8 protein-coding genes are annotated in these 16239 nt (G+C 66.4%); 3 read left to right on the forward strand and 5 right to left on the reverse strand.

The genetic code is table 11. The features are described from left to right. Positions 1-82 precede the first annotated feature (82 nt). The 3 genes from AC0MRV_RS12680 to AC0MRV_RS12690 all read right to left on the reverse strand — a co-directional run bounded on the left by AC0MRV_RS12680 (position 83) and on the right by AC0MRV_RS12690 (position 6614). Complete coding sequence (locus tag AC0MRV_RS12680; protein ID WP_472764847.1) at positions 83-2419, reverse strand: tetratricopeptide repeat protein; 2337 nt, start codon at positions 2417-2419, stop codon at positions 83-85. Between the two features lie 358 nt (positions 2420-2777). After that, entirely contained in the window at positions 2778-4691 is a 1914-nt protein-coding gene (locus AC0MRV_RS12685) for an O-linked N-acetylglucosamine transferase, SPINDLY family protein (RefSeq protein ID WP_472764848.1), read from the reverse strand. A 63-nt stretch (positions 4692-4754) separates the two neighbouring features. Further along, the gene (locus AC0MRV_RS12690) at positions 4755-6614 is read right to left on the reverse strand and encodes an O-linked N-acetylglucosamine transferase, SPINDLY family protein (RefSeq protein WP_472764849.1); all 1860 of its coding nucleotides are present in this window, start codon (positions 6612-6614) and stop codon (positions 4755-4757) included. A 158-nt stretch (positions 6615-6772) separates the two neighbouring features. On the opposite strand from AC0MRV_RS12690, the gene AC0MRV_RS12695 reads away from it, so the two are divergent. After that, positions 6773-7699, forward strand: a complete 927-nt coding sequence (locus AC0MRV_RS12695) for an HDOD domain-containing protein (RefSeq protein WP_472764850.1) — start codon at positions 6773-6775, stop codon at positions 7697-7699. 5 nt (positions 7700-7704) lie between these two features. Beyond that, positions 7705-9621, forward strand: a complete 1917-nt coding sequence (locus AC0MRV_RS12700; RefSeq protein ID WP_472764851.1) for a hybrid sensor histidine kinase/response regulator — start codon at positions 7705-7707, stop codon at positions 9619-9621. Positions 9622-9858: 237 nt separating this feature from the next. Here AC0MRV_RS12700 and AC0MRV_RS12705 read toward each other — a convergent pair whose 3' ends face one another. Beyond that, complete coding sequence (locus tag AC0MRV_RS12705) at positions 9859-13131, reverse strand: PAS domain S-box protein (protein ID WP_472764852.1); 3273 nt, start codon at positions 13129-13131, stop codon at positions 9859-9861. Between the two features lie 149 nt (positions 13132-13280). After that, positions 13281-13775 (reverse strand): chemotaxis protein CheW, encoded by a 495-nt coding sequence (locus AC0MRV_RS12710; protein ID WP_472764853.1) that lies wholly within the window; start codon positions 13773-13775, stop codon positions 13281-13283. A 173-nt stretch (positions 13776-13948) separates the two neighbouring features. On the opposite strand from AC0MRV_RS12710, the gene AC0MRV_RS12715 reads away from it, so the two are divergent. Beyond that, the gene (locus tag AC0MRV_RS12715; RefSeq protein ID WP_472764854.1) at positions 13949-16153 is read left to right on the forward strand and encodes a chemotaxis protein CheA; all 2205 of its coding nucleotides are present in this window, start codon (positions 13949-13951) and stop codon (positions 16151-16153) included. Positions 16154-16239: the final 86 nt, after the last annotated feature.

The raw sequence follows: 16239 nt of genomic DNA on the forward strand, positions 1-16239 counted from the left end.
ATGTTGGAGGTTTGATGTCTGATGTGATGAGGTGAGGTGGCTTATAAACCTCCTACATCGAACATCTTACATCAGACATGTTTCAGGCGACGAGGCGGGGGTCTTCGGGGGCGAGTTGGCGGGCGACGTTGCGGGCTTCTTCGGCGATGTCGGTCGAGCCAACGGCGTCGGCGAGATCGGCCATCATGATCCAGCCTTCGAGGTTGCCGGCGTCGATGCGCAGGCTGGCTTCGAGGGCGGCGAGGGCTTGGGCGGTGTCGCCGCTGGCGTGGAGCGCGCGGGCGACGTCGAACCAGAGCGTGGCGTCTTCTTCGGCGCCTTGGAGGCTGGAGAGGAAGTAGGTGACGGCGCGGGCGGCGTTGCCGGTTTCGAGCAAGGCGCGGGCGTGGGCGCGGCGGGCGGCGGCGTGGCCGGGCTGCACGGCGAGCACGTCGCGGGAGGCCGCGAGCGCGGAGGCGAAGTCGTAGGTCTCGGCGGCGGCGGTGGCTTCGGCGAGCTTCGCGTCGACGTCGATGTCGCGGTCGAGTTGGATCACGCGGTCGGCCTGTTTCGTGAACGTGCGGAAGCCGTCCTGAGCGAGCGAGTCGTAGGCGTGCTCCATCAGGGCACCGAAAGCCTCGGAGGCCGCCAGCGGATCGAGGAAGAGCGGCGCGCCGTGCATGGCTTGTTGGATGCGCTCGGAAACGGCGGCGCGTTGCTCGGCGTCGGTGGCGAGCGACCAGACGAGTTGCAGGTAGCTGTCCTCGTCGGTGGCGATGAGGTCGATGAGGCCGAGCTGGCGGAGGAGTCCGCCGGCCATGCGCGAGCGGAAGGTCTGGCCGTCCCAGGCGACAACCGGCAGGCCGAGCTCAAGCGGGTCGACGAGCGAGTTGACGCCGGAGAAGGGGAAGGTGTCGAGGTAGAGGTCGCCGAGCGCGAGAAGTTGTTTCACGTCGTTGCGGGACGGGAAGAACGTATCCGAAATCGTGAGACGGTCGGCGTTCACGCCATGGGCGGCGAGCACGGCGTCGAACTCGGCGCGGAAACGCTCCATCGGGTAGGAGGACGACCAGTTCGGATTGAAGGGGTGGACCAGCAGGTGGGCGGTCGGGTGGGCGGCGAGGAGTTTGGCCCAGGTGTGCTGGATCTCGGGGACGAGCTTGTAGTAGTTGGCCGCGGAGACGAAGAGCAGCGCGTCGTCGGCGATGCCGTAGTCGGCGCGGGTCGGGTTCGTCGTGGGCTCGCTGGCGTCGGCCTCGTAGTTGAAGGCGTGGGCCGGACCGGGCAGGAGGGCGAGGCGTTCGGAGAACTGGCTGGCGGCCGTGGCGATCTCGGTGAGGTCGCCGGAAACGTAGACATCCACCTCGGGCAGGCCGGAGGTGATGCAGGAGGAGTTGTTGACGACCTGCAGCGGCGCCATGCGGTGGGTGGCGAGGCGGGTGACCTCGTTGATCACGGCGGTCACGTTGGTGCCGAAGACGAGCACATCGAGGCCGGCCATGCGGATGGACTCGACCTGCGCGGCGACGTCGTCGGTCGGCAACACGTGAAACTCGGCGGCGCGGGAGCGGCAGTATTGCTCGAGCGGCGAGTCGTTTTGGTGGAGGCTGAAGAGGACGAGTTCGAAGCGCTCGGGATCGAGGTGCTCGAAGGTGGGGAGGGTGGTGTAGGTCTCCGTCTGCGAGCCGAAGTGGCGGTTCACGAAACCGATGCGCAGCGGGCGGCCGTAGCGTTCGAAGGCCTCCGGGCGCACGACGCCGGCGGGGTCGGTGTTGAAGGCGCGCTGGAGGATGCGGCCGCGGGCCTCGGCATGGCGGCGGAGGTCACCGGCGCTGAAGTAAAGCGGGATGGAGTTGGCGGTCCTGAGGTAAACCAGGGCGGCGTTGCGCACGGCGGCGGAGCCCCAGTTGCGCTCGACCCATTTGGCGAGATTTTCCAACCGCGGGAGTTGAGCGTCAGCGAAACGCTGGGCGTCCCCGAGTTGGGTAAAGCTTTGCACGGGGCACAGCGCCCAGCGGGCGTAGGTGTCCCAGAGGGCGTTGGGCACCTCGTCGAAATTGGGGGCGGCGTCCCAGCGCCAGGCGGCGGTGAGGAGCATGCCGGCAACGAGGTCGGTCCATTGGCGAGGGTTGGCCTCGGCGAGGAAGGCGGTCTCGGCGGCTTCGGGGGCGAGGTCGAGCAGGCCGGAGTTGCACAGCGCCTCGATGGCCTCGAGAGCGGAGCGAGTGAGCGGCGACTCGGTGGCGGTGGGGGCCTGTTCGCTCACGGCGCGGGCCAGCTCAAGGCGGGCGGCGCGGAAGGCGGCGAGGGCGGAGGCATCGGTGGGCGCGGCGGTCGCGGCGGCGAGGGCCGATTCAAACCGGGCGGAGACGGAGGCGGGAGGCGTGGCGTTGGGCGCGCGGACGACCTGGGGAGCAGCTGCGGCGACGGGCAAAGTCATGGTGCGGCCCATAATGCAGGCCGAGTGCCATGGATTTCAGATATTACGGAAGATGCTGATAATGAGAGAAAAGAAAATTCGACGAGCTTGTTTCAGGTCGTTCTCAGCGACCCTGGAGGCTATTTCCGTGGCCCTCACGGCAGCTTTTGCCTGTCCCAATAGGGCGAGGAGCGATTGTCACCTAATAGGTGACAAAAATTGTAGGCCAACGGGTCTTCGCGAACTTTGGTAAACAGCGATAAGATAGTAACTAAAAGCCACATTCCTTGCCTTCAAGGAGGGGAATTTGTCACCTAATAGGTTACAAATTATCGGGGAGCGCTGAGGGGGGGGGCGGTGGGCGTTCCGGAAGGGGATCTCAGGCGGCGGAGATGTCCGGGATCGCGGCGGCGGCGGGCGCGGTCGCTTGGGTCCAGAGGTCGCGGAGCGCGGTGGCGAAGCGGGTGGCTTGGCCGGGGTGGTCCATCAGGGAACTGGTCTGGAGTTCGGCGCGCAGGCTCGCGCTGGTTTGCGCAAGGCGGGTGCGGTCGGTGACGAGTTGGGTTGCGATCGCGAGATAGTCTTCGGCGTCGGTGGCGATCCATTCGGGGTGACCGACGGCGGTGAGGAGCGAGACCCCGACGCGGTTGGCATGACGGTCGCCGGCCAGGGTCACCACGGGGCGGCCCATCCACAGGGCTTCGCAGGTGGTGGTGGTGCCGTGGTAAGGCAAGGGGTCGAGCGCCACGTCGATCTGGCGATAGAGGTCGAGGTGGCTGGTGGAGTCGGCGGTGCGGCCAAGCAGGCGGAGGCGGTCCTCGGCGATGCCGTGAACAGCGAAGCGGGCCAGCGTGGCGCGGGCGAGGTCGGGTTGTTCGAGGCCGGCACTTTTGAGCACGAGGCGGCTGCCGGGGACTTGGTCGAGCAGGCGGGCCCAGAGCGCAACGGTGGCATCGCTGACTTTGGTGAGGGCGTTGAAGGAGCCAAAAGTGGGGGTGCGGTCCGGGGCCACCGTGCAGGGAGGAGGCGCGACGGCGGGACTGGCCGGGGGTGGGGCGTAGCTCCAGAGGGTAGCGGCGAAACGGATCAGTTGCTCGCTGGCGAGGGCGTCGGTGGCGGGGTCGAGCGGATCGGTGTGAGGGTCGACAAAGCGGTAGTCCATCGCGGGCAGGCCGGTGGTGTCGGGGTAGCCGAGGTAGGTGACCTGCAGGGGCGCGATGCGGCGGGCGAAGACGGCGAGGCGGTGGAGGCCGGTGTGGCCGGCGAGGTCGATCGCAATGTGTGGGCGGGCGGCGCGCAGGTGGTGGGTCACCACGGGGTCGGGCTGGCCGTGCACGTTGGTCCAATGGTCGGCGAGGTCGCGCAGTTGCGCGGTGATGTCGTCCTCGATGGCGTGGTCATGCACGAGGTGGATCTCGAACTGCTCGCGGTCGAGGTGTTGCAGGAGAGGCAACATGAACCAGGCGACGGAGTGACGGCGGAAATCCTGGGAAAGGAAAGCGACGCGGAGTTTGGTGGGGCGGGGTGCGTCGGGTTGCGGGTGGAGTGCGGGGGTGGTGCGGTCCTCGAGGGGGGCGAGGGCTTCGCCAAAGGCACGGTGTTCGGCGGCGAGTTGCGCGGGCGAAATGTCGTCGAGGTAGTGCAGGGTGAGCAGGCGACCGCTACGGGCTTCGAGGTCGTGCGGGTTGAGTGCGAGCGCGGCGGCGAAAGCGGCGGTGGCCTCCGGCAGGCGGTAGCTTTGTTGGAGGAGCAGGCCGCGCGCGGTGTGCGCTTTGGGCAAAGCGGGATCGAGCGCAATGGCGCGGTCGAGGGCGGTCTCGGCGGCGGCCAGATCGCCGGTGTAGGTGAGGGCGATGCCGAGGTTGCACCACGCCTGCGGCCAGTCGGGTTTGGCCTCGGTGGCGGCGCGGTAGTGGGGGATGGCGGCGGCGTGGCCCTGCGTTGCAAGCACGAGCGAACCGAGACGGTCATGGGCCTCCGCGTTGCGTGGGTCGGCCTGGGTGGCGGCGTGGTAGGCGGCGACGGCTTCGGCGGTGCGACCGAGGGCCTGCAAAGCGATGCCGTGGCGCGTGGCGCAGGTGGAGTCGGAGGACTTCAGAGCGCGGGCGCGGGCGAGCAGATCGGCGGCGAGGCGCGCGTTGTCGCGCTGCAGTTCAAGGGTGCCGGCCAGGTGCCACGCGTCGAAGGCCCGGGGGGCGATTCGTCTCAGTTGCGCGTAGTCGCGGGCGGCGGCGTCGAGCTGACCGGCGCGGTGGGCGTTGAATGCGCGCTGGAGCAGTTGGGCGGGGGACATGGGGATGTCTGATGTCGGATGTTCGATGTCAGATGTCTGACCGGCACCGACTTGGCTGCTCGTTCAGGCGGCGGCTTGGGCGGAATTGGGCGGCGTGATTTCGCCGTGCCAGCAGGCTTCGAGGGCGGTGGCGAAGTGGCGGGCCTGGCCGGCGTGGTCGAGCAAGGGTGAGGTGGCCATGGCAGCGCGCAAGGTGGTGGTGTGCAGCTCGCGCAGGGCGGTGGCATCGGCGGCGAGCGTGCGGGCGTGGGCGATGTAGTCGTCGGCGTTGGCGGCAATCCATTCGGTATGGCCGATGGCGGAGAGCAGGGAGGCGCCGACGCGGTTGGCGTGACGATGGCCGGCGAGCGTGACAACGGGGCGGCCCATCCAGAGTGCTTCGCAGGTGGTGGTGGTGCCGTGGTAGGGCAGCGGGTCGAGCGCGATGTCGATGCGGGCGTAATCGGCGAGGTGTTCGGCGGTGCCGTCGCGCATGGGCAAAACGTCGACGCGGGCCGGATCGATGCCGGCGGCGGTGACGGCTGCGTGGGCGGCCTCGGTGGTGAGTCCGGGGCTCTTGAGCACCAGGCGGGAGGCGGGCACGGCGTCGAGCACGCGAGCCCAGAGTTGGAGCGTCGCGGGTGAGACTTTGGCGAAGTTGTTGAAGGAGCCGAAAGTCACCGGGCCACCGTTGGCGCCGGGGCCGGGTTGCGGGTCACCGGCTTCGGGCGGCGGTTGATAGGCCCAAGCGGTGGAGGCGAAGCGCACGCGGGTCTCGGTGGTGTGCGGGCACTCGTGCTCGGTCGGGTCGGTGATGGCATCGACGAGACGGTAGTCGATCGCGGGCACGCCGGTGGTGTCCGGATAACCGAGATAGGTGAGTTGCACGGGCGCGATGCGCTGGGCGAAGGCGGGGAGGCGGTTGCCGCCGGTGTGCCCGCCGAGCTCGATGGCGACGTCGAGGGCGTCGGCGCGGGCGACCTTCACAAAGTCGTTGGCGGAGAGCGAAACGGTTTCGCGCCAGACGTCGGCGAGTTCGCGGAACTCGGCCGAGATCTCGTCGCTGATGCCGTGGTCGTGGTAGAGGGTGATGAGGAAGCGGCTGCGGTCGAGGTTGCGGAGCAGCGGCAGCATGAACCAACCGACCGAGTGCCGGCGGAAATCGGCCGAGACAAACCCGATGCGCAGGCGGCGCCCGATGGCGGAGCGGGCGGTGAGGCGGTGGGCCTTGGGCAGGGCGGAGCGCCAGGCGGCGAGGGCGGCGGTGTGGGCCGACTCGTCAAAGGTATCGAGATATTGGCGACAGAGGAAGCGGGCGCTGTGGGCGGCGAGGTGGCCGTGTTCGCGGCGCAGGTGTTGGTCGTAATCGGCGATGGCCTCGGGCAGGCGGTGCAGTTGTTGCAAGGCGATGGCGCGGCCGTAGCGGGCCCGCGGATACGAGCGGGCGGTGCGCAGGGCGGTGTCCTGGGCGCCGAGGCCCTTGTCGGGAGCACCGAGCAGGCAATGGGTTTGCCCGAGGTTATACCAGTATTGGCCGGTGCCGGGATCGATCTCGGCGGCCTTTTGGTGGCAGTCGAGGGCTTCGCCGATGGCGCCGCGCGATTTGAGGACCATGCCGAGGTTGTCCCAGGCCTCGGCCATGGGCGGCTCGGAGGCGGTCAGGTCGCGGAGGCGTTTTTCGGCAATCTCAATGCGACCGGCGGCGCGCTCGGCGAGAGCGAGGCGGAGGAGGCAGGTGCGGTCGCGGGGGCTCACGCGGTTGGCGGCGCCGAGCAGGCGCAGGGCTTGGTCGGAGTTGCCCTGCTGGAGGGCGACGAGTCCGCCAAGGTGCAGGGCGTCGAAGTTGCGCTGGTCCATGCGGAGCACTGCGGCGTAGCGGGCGCCGGCGTCGGCGAGGCGTCCGGCGCGATGGAGGCGCAGGGCATCCTGCAGCAGCGATTTCACGTTGTTGGGAGTAGGCACAGTCACCCGTGAGATCGGCACGACGACGGCGGCCTTTAGCTGAAGTTATTCCACCAAGAAAGTGGCGGATTCCATTCAATCATGGCGCCAGCGGACCGATAGGTCAGGTAGCACCCAGCCCGACCGGGCTTTTGTATCCCATGGTTTCCACTGAATTTTCCACCATCCCGCCAGCGACGGGACCGTATCCGGAGGACGAAATCCGGAAGCGGCTGGAGGCGTGCCCCAAACTCGCCTCCCTGCAAAGTGTGAACCGCGCCCTGGCGGGTTTGGTTAATTCTGAACAAAGCTACAACGCCCAGATCGCGGAGATCATCCGTCGCGACCCTTCTCTGACCACCCGCCTGCTGCGCATGGTGAACAGTGTGTTCTTCGGTCTCACCGCCAAGGTGAGCAACATCGAGGAAGCGGTGTTCTACCTCGGGGTGCGACAGATCCGCGAGTTGTCGATGGCGACGCCCGTCTTGGAGGAGCTCGAGCGCATCAGTCCCACGGGGGTGCATTTGCCGTGGCGCGAGTTGTGGAAACACTCGATTGGTTGCGCGATCATGAGCCGCGAGGTGCTCGGCTCGACGACGTTGATGCTCGATGACGACACCGACTACATCATCGGCCTGTTGCATCACATCGGCAAGGTGGGCATGGCCCTGGCCTTTCCGGCGGAGACGGCGATGATCACGGCGGGGGTTTATGAAACGCCCGAAGAGGTGGTGGCCAAGGAGCAGGAGCTCATCGGCTGGGATCATGCCCAGATCGGCGCGGCCTACCTCGAGCGGCACCGGTTGGCCGAGGAGATCGTGGCGGCGGTGCGCTGGCACCATGACCCGGCGCAGGCGGGCGAGCACAGCGCGTTTGCCGCGGCGGTGCAGTTGGCCGACCAGATGGTGCGCTCAGTCGAAATCGAAAATGGCTTTGAAAAGCTGGCTCCGGTGGAGCCGGGTTCATGGCGGGACACACCGGCCTGGAACATTCTGTTCCAAGGGGAAACTCGTGAGGAGGAAATGGCCGATGCGGCGATCAGCAACGCGCTGCGTCGCCTGCCCGGCATGATCAACGGACTGGTTTAAGCGGCATGAGCACCGATGTCACAACGTGTGCCGCGAGCGCGCCGGTGGATGCCGAGGCGCTGGTCGCCGCCTGGTCCGAAAGCATGGAATTGGCGGTCGTCTGCGATCGCGAGGGCACCATTCTGAGCTGCAACCTTGCCTTTGTGCGCAAGTTCGGCGGGCGCGAGGAATGGGTGGGCCGTCGTATCGACGAACGGGTGCACCCCGATGATTCGCTGGAGTGGCGCAACGCGGCCGTGCGCATCGACATGCGCCCGTGGCACGTGTCGCGTGAGCACCGTTGGCAAACCGTGCAGGGCTGGCGTTGGATCGCGTGGGAAGAGTCCGGCCTGCGCAACGAGGAGGGCGAGGTCTGGGCCGTGCGCATGATCGGTCGCGACGTGACCAAACGCCGACTGGGCGAAGAACATTTTTCCAAACTGGCCAAGGCCATTGACCAGAGCCCGACCGCAGTCGTGCTGTCCACCCCCCAGGGGCAGGTGCAGTATGTGAATCCTCGATACACGGAGATCACCGGCCTCACGTTGGAGGAGATCTTCGAACAGGAAATCGAGGTGCTGGGCCGAGGTTTTGACGATCCGGGCAAATACCGTGAGGTGCTCGAACAGGTGCGGCGCGGCGGTTCCTGGAGCGGCGAAGTCTGCTCTTGGGGCCGGGACGAGAAGGAATTGTGGGAGTTCGTGCAGATCACCCCGATCCGCAACCATGCCGACGAGGTGGTGCAGTTCCTTTGCCTGCGCGAGGACATCACGCAGCGCAAAACGCTCGAGCTCCAGCTGCGCCAGGCGCAGAAGATGGACAGCCTCGGCACGCTCGCCGGCGGCATTGCGCACGATTTCAACAACATCATCGCGATCGTTAAGGGTTACACCGAGTTTTGCCTGAGCCGCACCGAGGATGCCTCGTTGCAGCGTTACCTGAGCGAGATCCACAAGGCCTCCCAGCGCGCGGTGGGTCTGGTGCGCCAGATCCTCACCTTCTCGCGTAAAGCCGAGGTGAGCACGCGCCCGGTCGATATCAACGCCCTGCTCAACGAGCTCGGCCGCCTGTTTTCCGAAACCTTCCCGCGGACCATCGAGTTTCAGTTCAACCTGGACAAGGACCTGCCGTCCCTGATCGCCGATCCGAACCAGTTGCAGCAGGTCATCATGAACCTCTGCGTGAACGCCCGCGACGCCATGCCCGAAGGCGGCCGCCTGCGCCTGGCGAGTTCGCGGGTGCGCGGCAACACGATCGCCGATCAGCCGAACATCAACGCCAAGCGCGACTACGTGTGCATCACCATTGCCGACAATGGTCAGGGCATGCCGCCGGATGTTCGCTCGCGCATCTTTGAGCCGTTCTTCACCACCAAGATGAAGAAGGGCGGCACCGGTCTGGGCCTCTCGGTGGTCTACGGCATCGTGGTGAATCACCAGGGGGCGCTCACGGTCGACAGTGCGCCGGGCAAGGGCACGACCTTCAAAGCTTATTTCCCGATCGTGGAATCTCAGGAAGCGCACGGCGCGACCGCCGATAACGAAACCCGCACCGTGCCGCGCGGCAGTGAACACCTGCTCATCGTCGAAGACGAAGAGAGCCTGCGTGAGTTGCTGAGCACCGCGATGAACGAGCTGGGATATTCCATCGAGACGGCCGAACACGGCTTGGCCGCGGCGGAACGCTTGCTCAACGGCGGCGGCGCCGACCTCGATGCCATCCTGTTGGATCTTAATCTGCCGGGCATGAACGGCATCGAAGTGCTGCGCTCCGTGCGCCGCATCCGCCCGGGCATGCCGGTGATCATCATCTCCGGCAACGTGGGCCGCGAACAACGCGAGCAGCTTGATCAACTCGGCGTGGGCGACGTGATCGTGAAGCCCTACAGCCTGGCCGATATCGGACAACGCCTGCGGGCGGTGTTGGATCGGGCGAAGAACTGAGTTCGCTGGACCGCTCGCTCACGCTCGCCGCTACATCGGAAGGGAGTGCGTCGCGGTAGCCGGGGGCATTGACCCTGGTGCGGTGGATGGGGCGATCAGGCGAGACCGGGGTCGACGACCCCGGCTACAGTGGGAGGCGTGAGCCGGGTGATTTGATCGGGAATCCACTCGCTTACGCTCGCGGCTACGGAATGGCGTTTCACCAGCCACCAGCCACCAGCCACCAGCCACCAGCCACTACGCGGCAGCGTCTTCGGTATCCTCGTTGCCGAGGTAGCGTTTGAGGGCCGCGGCGACGGCGCCTTGGTGGATCGGTTTGGGAATGTAGTCGTTCATGCCGGCCTCGAGGCAGCGCTCGCGGTCGCCTTGCATGGCGTTGGCGGTCATGGCCACGATCGGGATGTCGTGGTTGCGCACGGCCGACTCGGGCGAGCGGATGAGTTCGGTCGCTTCGAAGCCGTCCATCTCCGGCATCTGGCAGTCCATGAACACCAGATCGTAGTCGATTTCTTCCAATACCTTTACGGCTTCGCGGCCGTTCGCGACGGTGTCCACGTGAGCGCCGAATTTTTTCACCATGGCGCGCGCGACCTTTTGGTTCACGGCATTGTCCTCGACCAGCAGGATGCGGAAGTCGTCGTAGCGCGGGCCGCGGTTGACCGGGATGGGCGGGCGCGTGGTGGTGGTGCCGCTGGAGGTGTCGAGCATGCGCAGCAGTGTCATGAGCGGCTCGCGGCGCACGGGTTTGGCGAGGCGTTCTTTATAGACGCCGAGCAGGGAGGGTTCGACGGGCTGGGTCATCGGGTGCATCCACACGAGGCGGATGCCGGGTTGCTCGCTTTCGACCGGGAGTTTGCAGGCAAAGCGCAGGAGTTGGTCGGCCGGGAGTTCCGTCGAGGCCAGGACAAGGTCGTAAGGTTGGGCGGTGAGGGCGGCGCGGCGCAGTTCTGCGCTCGCGGCCGGGAGGTTCTCCACCTCGTGATGCCAGAGCACGCATTGGCCCAGGGCCTCGCCGAGTTGGCGGCGGGTGGCGCCGCGCGGTTCGATGACGAGCGTGCGGGTGTCGACCTTGGGCGGACGGGGCTGGGCCTTGGTGGCGAGCGGGAGATCGGCGGTGAACCAGAAGGTGGAGCCGTCGCCGTGTTCGCTTTCGACGCCGATGTCACCGCCCATGAGGATGGCGAGTTGGCGGCAGATCGCGAGGCCCAGACCGGTGCCGCCGTATTTGCGGGTGGTCGAGCTGTCGATCTGACTGAAGGGGAGGAAAAGTTGCGATTGGCGGTCCTTGGGGATGCCGATGCCGGAGTCGCGCACGGCGAAGCGCACCTTGGGCACGGAGCCGGCGGGGGCGGGCAGGACGAGGGAAGCGGACACCGTGATGTTGCCGGCGGCCGTGAACTTGACCGCGTTGCCGAGCAGGTTGACCAGAATTTGACGCAGGCGGCCGGGGTCGCCTTTGACCCGCACCGGCACCGAGGCGTCGACGTGACCGACGATCTCGAGTTGCTTTTCGAGCGCGCGCACGGCGAGCACATCGACGGCTTCCTCGACGGTGTCGCGCACGTCGAACTCGATGTGTTCGAGGTCGAGGCGGCCGGCCTCAATCTTGGAGAAGTCGAGGATGTCGTTGATGACCTGCAGGAGATTTTCGCCGGAGGTGCGCACGATCTCGAGGTAGCTGCGCTGTTCGGCGGTGAGTTGGGTTTGCAGGAGCAGGCCGGTCATGCCGATCACGCCGTTCATGGGCGTGCGGATTTCGTGCGACATGTTGGCGAGGAAGGCGCTCTTCGCGAGGTTGGCGGCCTCGGCCTGGGCGGCGAGTTCCTTGGAGTGGGCGAAGGCTTCCTGCAGTTGGAGGTTGGTCGACTCGAGGTCCTCTTTGGAGCGGTGCAGGACTTCCTCGGTGTCCTTGAGCTCGGTGATGTCGGCGATGTGACCATGCCAAAGGGTGGAGCCGTCGGACTCGCGGGAAGGGTTGGCGTGCACGAGCAGCCAGCGCATCTGGCCGTTGGTGGGCAGGACGCGGTATTCCTGGCGCCACGGTTGCAGGGTGCGGGCCGAGGCGTAGATCGCGTCGACCACCATGGCGAAGTCCTCGGGGTGCAGGGCGGAGAAAATGGCGGAGGCATCGTCGACGACCTGCTCGGGTGTGCGGCCGTAGATGTCGCGGATACCGTCGCTGGCGTAGGGCAGGCAGGAGGTGCCATCGGGGCGCAGCTTGAACTGGAAGACCATGCCGGGCACGAGGGAGGCGATCTTGTGCAGGCGTTGGCTGGCTTCCGTGCGGGCGGCGTCGACGTGACGACGCTCCGTGACGTCGTGGGCCATGATGATGTGCCCGTTGAACTCACCGGCGCTGTCGTGCACCGGATCGATGCGCAGACGCACCCAGTAGGCACGGCCCTCGCGGTGGTAGTTGAGCACCTCCTCCTCGATGCTGGCGCCCTCGCGGATGCATTTTTCGATGCGTTGGCTGGCGGCGTGATCGGTGGCGGGGCCCCGCAGGAGTTCGATGATGGGGCGGCCGCGAGCCTCTTCAGGCAGGTAGCCGGTGAGGCGACTGAAGCCGTCGTTGACCCACTCGATCCGACCGGCGGCGGTGGACATGATGACGGCGTTGGTGGTTTTGCTGGCCACGAGCGAAAGGCGGCTCAACTCGGTCTGGGCCGCGCGGCGGTCGGTGATGTCCTCGAGGAGGTAAAAGTAGTGGGTGATGGCGCCGTGTTCGTCGCGCAGACAGGAGATCTGGGTGTGGGCCCAGAAACTCTCGTCGTCGCGCGTGCGGTGCACCACATCGCCGCTCCAAGCTTCGCCGAGGCGCAGGGCGGAATCGCGCAGGCGGAGGGTGTCGGCCGGCGTGCCGCTGGCTTCCAAGGTGGCGATGGGCTGCCCGATGGCTTCCTCGGCCGAATAGCCGGTGAGGATGGTGAAGGCGGGGTTTACCTGGGTGATGGCGCCGTCGTGGTCGGTCACCACCACCGCGAGCGGGAGTTGGGCCAGGAGGCGGGAAACCAGCGTTTCGGAGGGCGGCGGCTCGCCGATGGGCCGGGCCGCTTGGAGGGAGGGGGACGCGGTCGCGGGCGACGGGACGATCTGGAGGAGCGCACCGCGGCGACCGCCGATGGCGCAGGCCTTGAGGACCAGGTCGTCGGTGGTGTCGACGGTGTCGCCGGGAGAGGGGGGAATGGGATGTCGGGCCTGGGCCACGGCGCCGCCGAGCACGCGCGCGACGTCATCGGCGAGTTCGGAGGCGGCGGGCCACAACTCGGTCACGGTGGCGCCGAGGGCGAGGCGGCGGGGGTTGTATTCACCCAGTTGTGACGCCGGCAGCTCGCCCCAGGCGGCGTTGGTGTGGTGCAGGACACCGCGTTCGTCGCACCAGGCGGCGGGATGGAGAAACGCCTCGAACACTTGCTGCAAGTCGGTCCCCGACGTCATGGGCGCGTCGGCCGGTGAGGACGTCTCAGCGCCGGTCACGGGTGTCGGGGATGCGAGGGCGGGTGCGGGCATGGTAAGGGTGATGGCGGACAAACGCCCCGTGACTCCGGCCATGGCGGTGTCTCGAGGCGTGGTCAGCAAGGGGCGCGCCGTGGAGGCGGTGCGCGGCGGGTGATGAAGAGAGGCGGGGTGGTGAGGGCGGTGGGCGAGGGAGGCGGGAATCAGAACATGTTCTGAATCTGGCCCATCTCGTCGCCGCTCACGACGCGGTCGATGTCGAGCAGGGTCTTGACCACGCCCTTCACCTTGGCGAGGCCGAGGAGGCAGGAGGTGTCGAGACGGGTGCCGAACTCGGGGGTCGGCTCGATGTCGGAATCGGCGAGGGTCACGACCTCTTCGACGTTGTCGACGATGAGTCCCATCTGGTTGGAACCGGAGGCCATCTGGACCTGCACGACGACGATGCAGGTGCGCTCGGAGACCTCGGCGTTGAGGCCGAACTTCAGGCGGAGGTCGATGACGGGGATGACGCGGCCGCGCAGGTTGATGACGCCCTTCACATAGTGCGGCACCTGCGGGACAGGAGTGACCTTCTGCAAGCGGATGATTTCCCGGACCTTCAGCACGGCGATGCCGTAGGACTCCTGATCGAGGAAGACGGTGAGGTATTTGCCAGAGAGCTGGGAGGTTTCGGTGGATTCGATGACGTTGGACATGGGCACAAAGGTGATGGGGGCCAAATCGACACGTTCGGCGGAGAACTTCAGGGGAAATTCAGCACGAAATCGAAGTCCGTCGGCGAGGTGGGGGGACGGTGACGAATTCGGGTAAAGTTCTTGGTTCCTGCGCCGAATGCATACTCCACCCATAACCCGTTATTTTCGCGGCCATGCCCATCTCCCAGGAACACCTCACCGCCATCGACGAACTCAGCAACCGCCTCGCTTCGGAGAGCATTCTCATCCAGAGCGGTCGCGATGATGGCCTCATTCCCATCTATTCCCTGCTGGGCGAGCTGATCGAGCTGGCCGAGGACGACAGTGATTTCCTCGCTCCGGTGGTTGAGGTCCGCAATGCCCTCGACCAACTGCTCGACAACGCTTCGCCGTTTGACGACGCCAACGTGAAGCTCGTGCAACGACTCATCGATTGGCTGCCGATGGCCGTGCTCACCCGGCGCGCCGAGGACGACCTGCCGACTTGGGACGAAGACGTGTTGGAGGAGGACCCCGCGGTCATTGCCGCCGAAGAAGCCGCCGCCGCCGTCCCGGAGACTGCCGCGCCGGTCGCCGCGGCACCGGTTGTCGATACCTCGGTCGACACCTTGCTCGATCTGAACATGGAGGAAAACGCCGAGCTCCTCGCCGAGTTTCACGCCGAGGCCGTAGATCATCTCCAGCAAATCGAGGCCGCGTTGCTCGTGCTCGATGAGCACCCGAAGGACGCCGACGCCATGGCGTCGATGTTCCGCTCCTTTCACACCATCAAGGGCGTGTCGGGCTTCCTCAAGCTCACCCCCATGCACACGCTCACGCACGAGGTGGAGTCCTTGCTCGACCTCGCCCGCAACGACGAGCTCGACCTGACGCCGGCGATCATCACCGAGATCCTGCGCAGCCGCGACGCGGTGCAGGCGATGGTGCAGCAGATCACGATCGCACTCGAGCAGGGTGAATTGCCCGACGAGGTCATTCCCGTTTCCCACCTGATCGCGGCGGTCAAACGAGTCGCCGTGCCACGCGGGACGGCCCTCGCCGCGGCGCCGGCTGCGGTGGCCGCGACTCCGGCTGCGACGGGCGACACGCCCGATCCCATTTCCTTCGTGGAGGCGGCCGCCGAGGTCGCCGCCGGAGAGGGCGCCGAAAAGGAAAAAGAGGCGAAAAGCGCGGCGCGCAAAACCAAGGCCGTGCGTCCGGTTGCCGCCACCGCCACGGTGCGCGTCAACACCGAGAAACTCGACACCCTCATGAACGTGGTGGGCGAGCTCGTGATCGTGCAGAGCCAGCTCATGGAGTCGTCCCGCGACACGGCGAGCGACAGCACCGACGACGGTTCGACGCTCACCCGCAACCTCACGCAGCTCGGACGCATCACCAAGGAGCTGCAGCACACGGCGATGTCCCTGCGCATGGTGCCGGTGAAACCCACCTTCCAGAAAATGGAGCGCATCGCCCGCGACCTCTCGCGCGAGTGTGGTAAAAAGGTCTCCTTCAGCGTTTCCGGTGAAGACACCGAAATCGATCGCAGTGTGGTCGAGGAGATCGCCGACCCGCTTGTGCACATGGTGCGCAATGCGATGGACCACGGTCTCGAGGACCCGGAGGGCCGCGTGGCCGCCGGCAAGGACGAGGTCGGCAACGTCGCCCTGCACGCCTACCACCAGGGCAGCAACATGGTCATCGAACTCACCGACGACGGCCGCGGCATCGACGCCAACAAGGTTCTCGCCAAGGCGAAGAAGCAGGGCCTCGTGGGCGAAAATCACGGCCTCGAAGAAGGCGAGATCTACCAACTCATTTTCCATCCCGGCTTCTCCACCGCCGAAAAGGTCACGGCCGTCTCCGGTCGCGGCGTCGGCATGGACGTGGTGAAGCGGAACATCGAAAAGTTGCGCGGCAAGATCGAGATCGAGTCGACCCTGGGCAAGGGCTCGACCTTCCGCATCATGCTCCCGCTCACCATGGCCATCATCGACGGCCTCGTGGTGAAGGTGGGCGACGATCGCTTCATCCTGCCGAGCACCTCGGTGCAAATGGCGCTGCGACCGAGCAAGGAGATCCTTTCCAAGGTGCAGGGTTCGGGCGAGGTGCTCGACCATCGCGGCAAGATCCTGCCCATCACCCGACTGCACCAACAGTTTGGCATCCCGGGCGCGATCGAACAACCGACCGAAGGCATCATGGTCATCGTCGAGGCCGCCGGGCGCAGTCACGCGCTCTTGGTCGACGAGATGGTCAACAAGCAGGAAGTCGTCATCAAGAGCCTCGGCTCCTACCTGCAGGGGCTGAAGGGCGTGGCCGGTGGCGCCATTCTCGGCGACGGCAACATCGCGCTCATCCTCGACCCGGGCGAGCTGTTCCACGAAGCGGCCTGAAGCCATGTGCGATGTGGGATGTCCGATGTAAGAAGTGAATCCAGTGCTTTCGCCTCCCCATCAAAATCCCGACCTCTGACCCCAAA

Source organism: Actomonas spartinae (genome assembly GCF_051209155.1).
Classification (GTDB): domain Bacteria; phylum Verrucomicrobiota; class Verrucomicrobiia; order Opitutales; family Opitutaceae; genus Actomonas.

Excerpts from the sequence above, each read along its gene's own strand:
- AC0MRV_RS12715 (WP_472764854.1), top strand. The coding sequence starts at position 13,949 with ATGCCCATCTCCCAGGAACACCTCACCGCCATCGACGAACTCAGCAAC.
- AC0MRV_RS12710 (WP_472764853.1), bottom strand. The coding sequence starts at position 13,775 with ATGTCCAACGTCATCGAATCCACCGAAACCTCCCAGCTCTCTGGCAAA.
- AC0MRV_RS12705 (WP_472764852.1), bottom strand. The coding sequence starts at position 13,131 with ATGCCCGCACCCGCCCTCGCATCCCCGACACCCGTGACCGGCGCTGAG.
- AC0MRV_RS12680 (WP_472764847.1), bottom strand. The coding sequence starts at position 2,419 with ATGACTTTGCCCGTCGCCGCAGCTGCTCCCCAGGTCGTCCGCGCGCCC.
- AC0MRV_RS12685 (WP_472764848.1), bottom strand. The coding sequence starts at position 4,691 with ATGTCCCCCGCCCAACTGCTCCAGCGCGCATTCAACGCCCACCGCGCC.
- AC0MRV_RS12695 (WP_472764850.1), top strand. The coding sequence starts at position 6,773 with ATGGTTTCCACTGAATTTTCCACCATCCCGCCAGCGACGGGACCGTAT.
- AC0MRV_RS12700 (WP_472764851.1), top strand. The coding sequence starts at position 7,705 with ATGAGCACCGATGTCACAACGTGTGCCGCGAGCGCGCCGGTGGATGCC.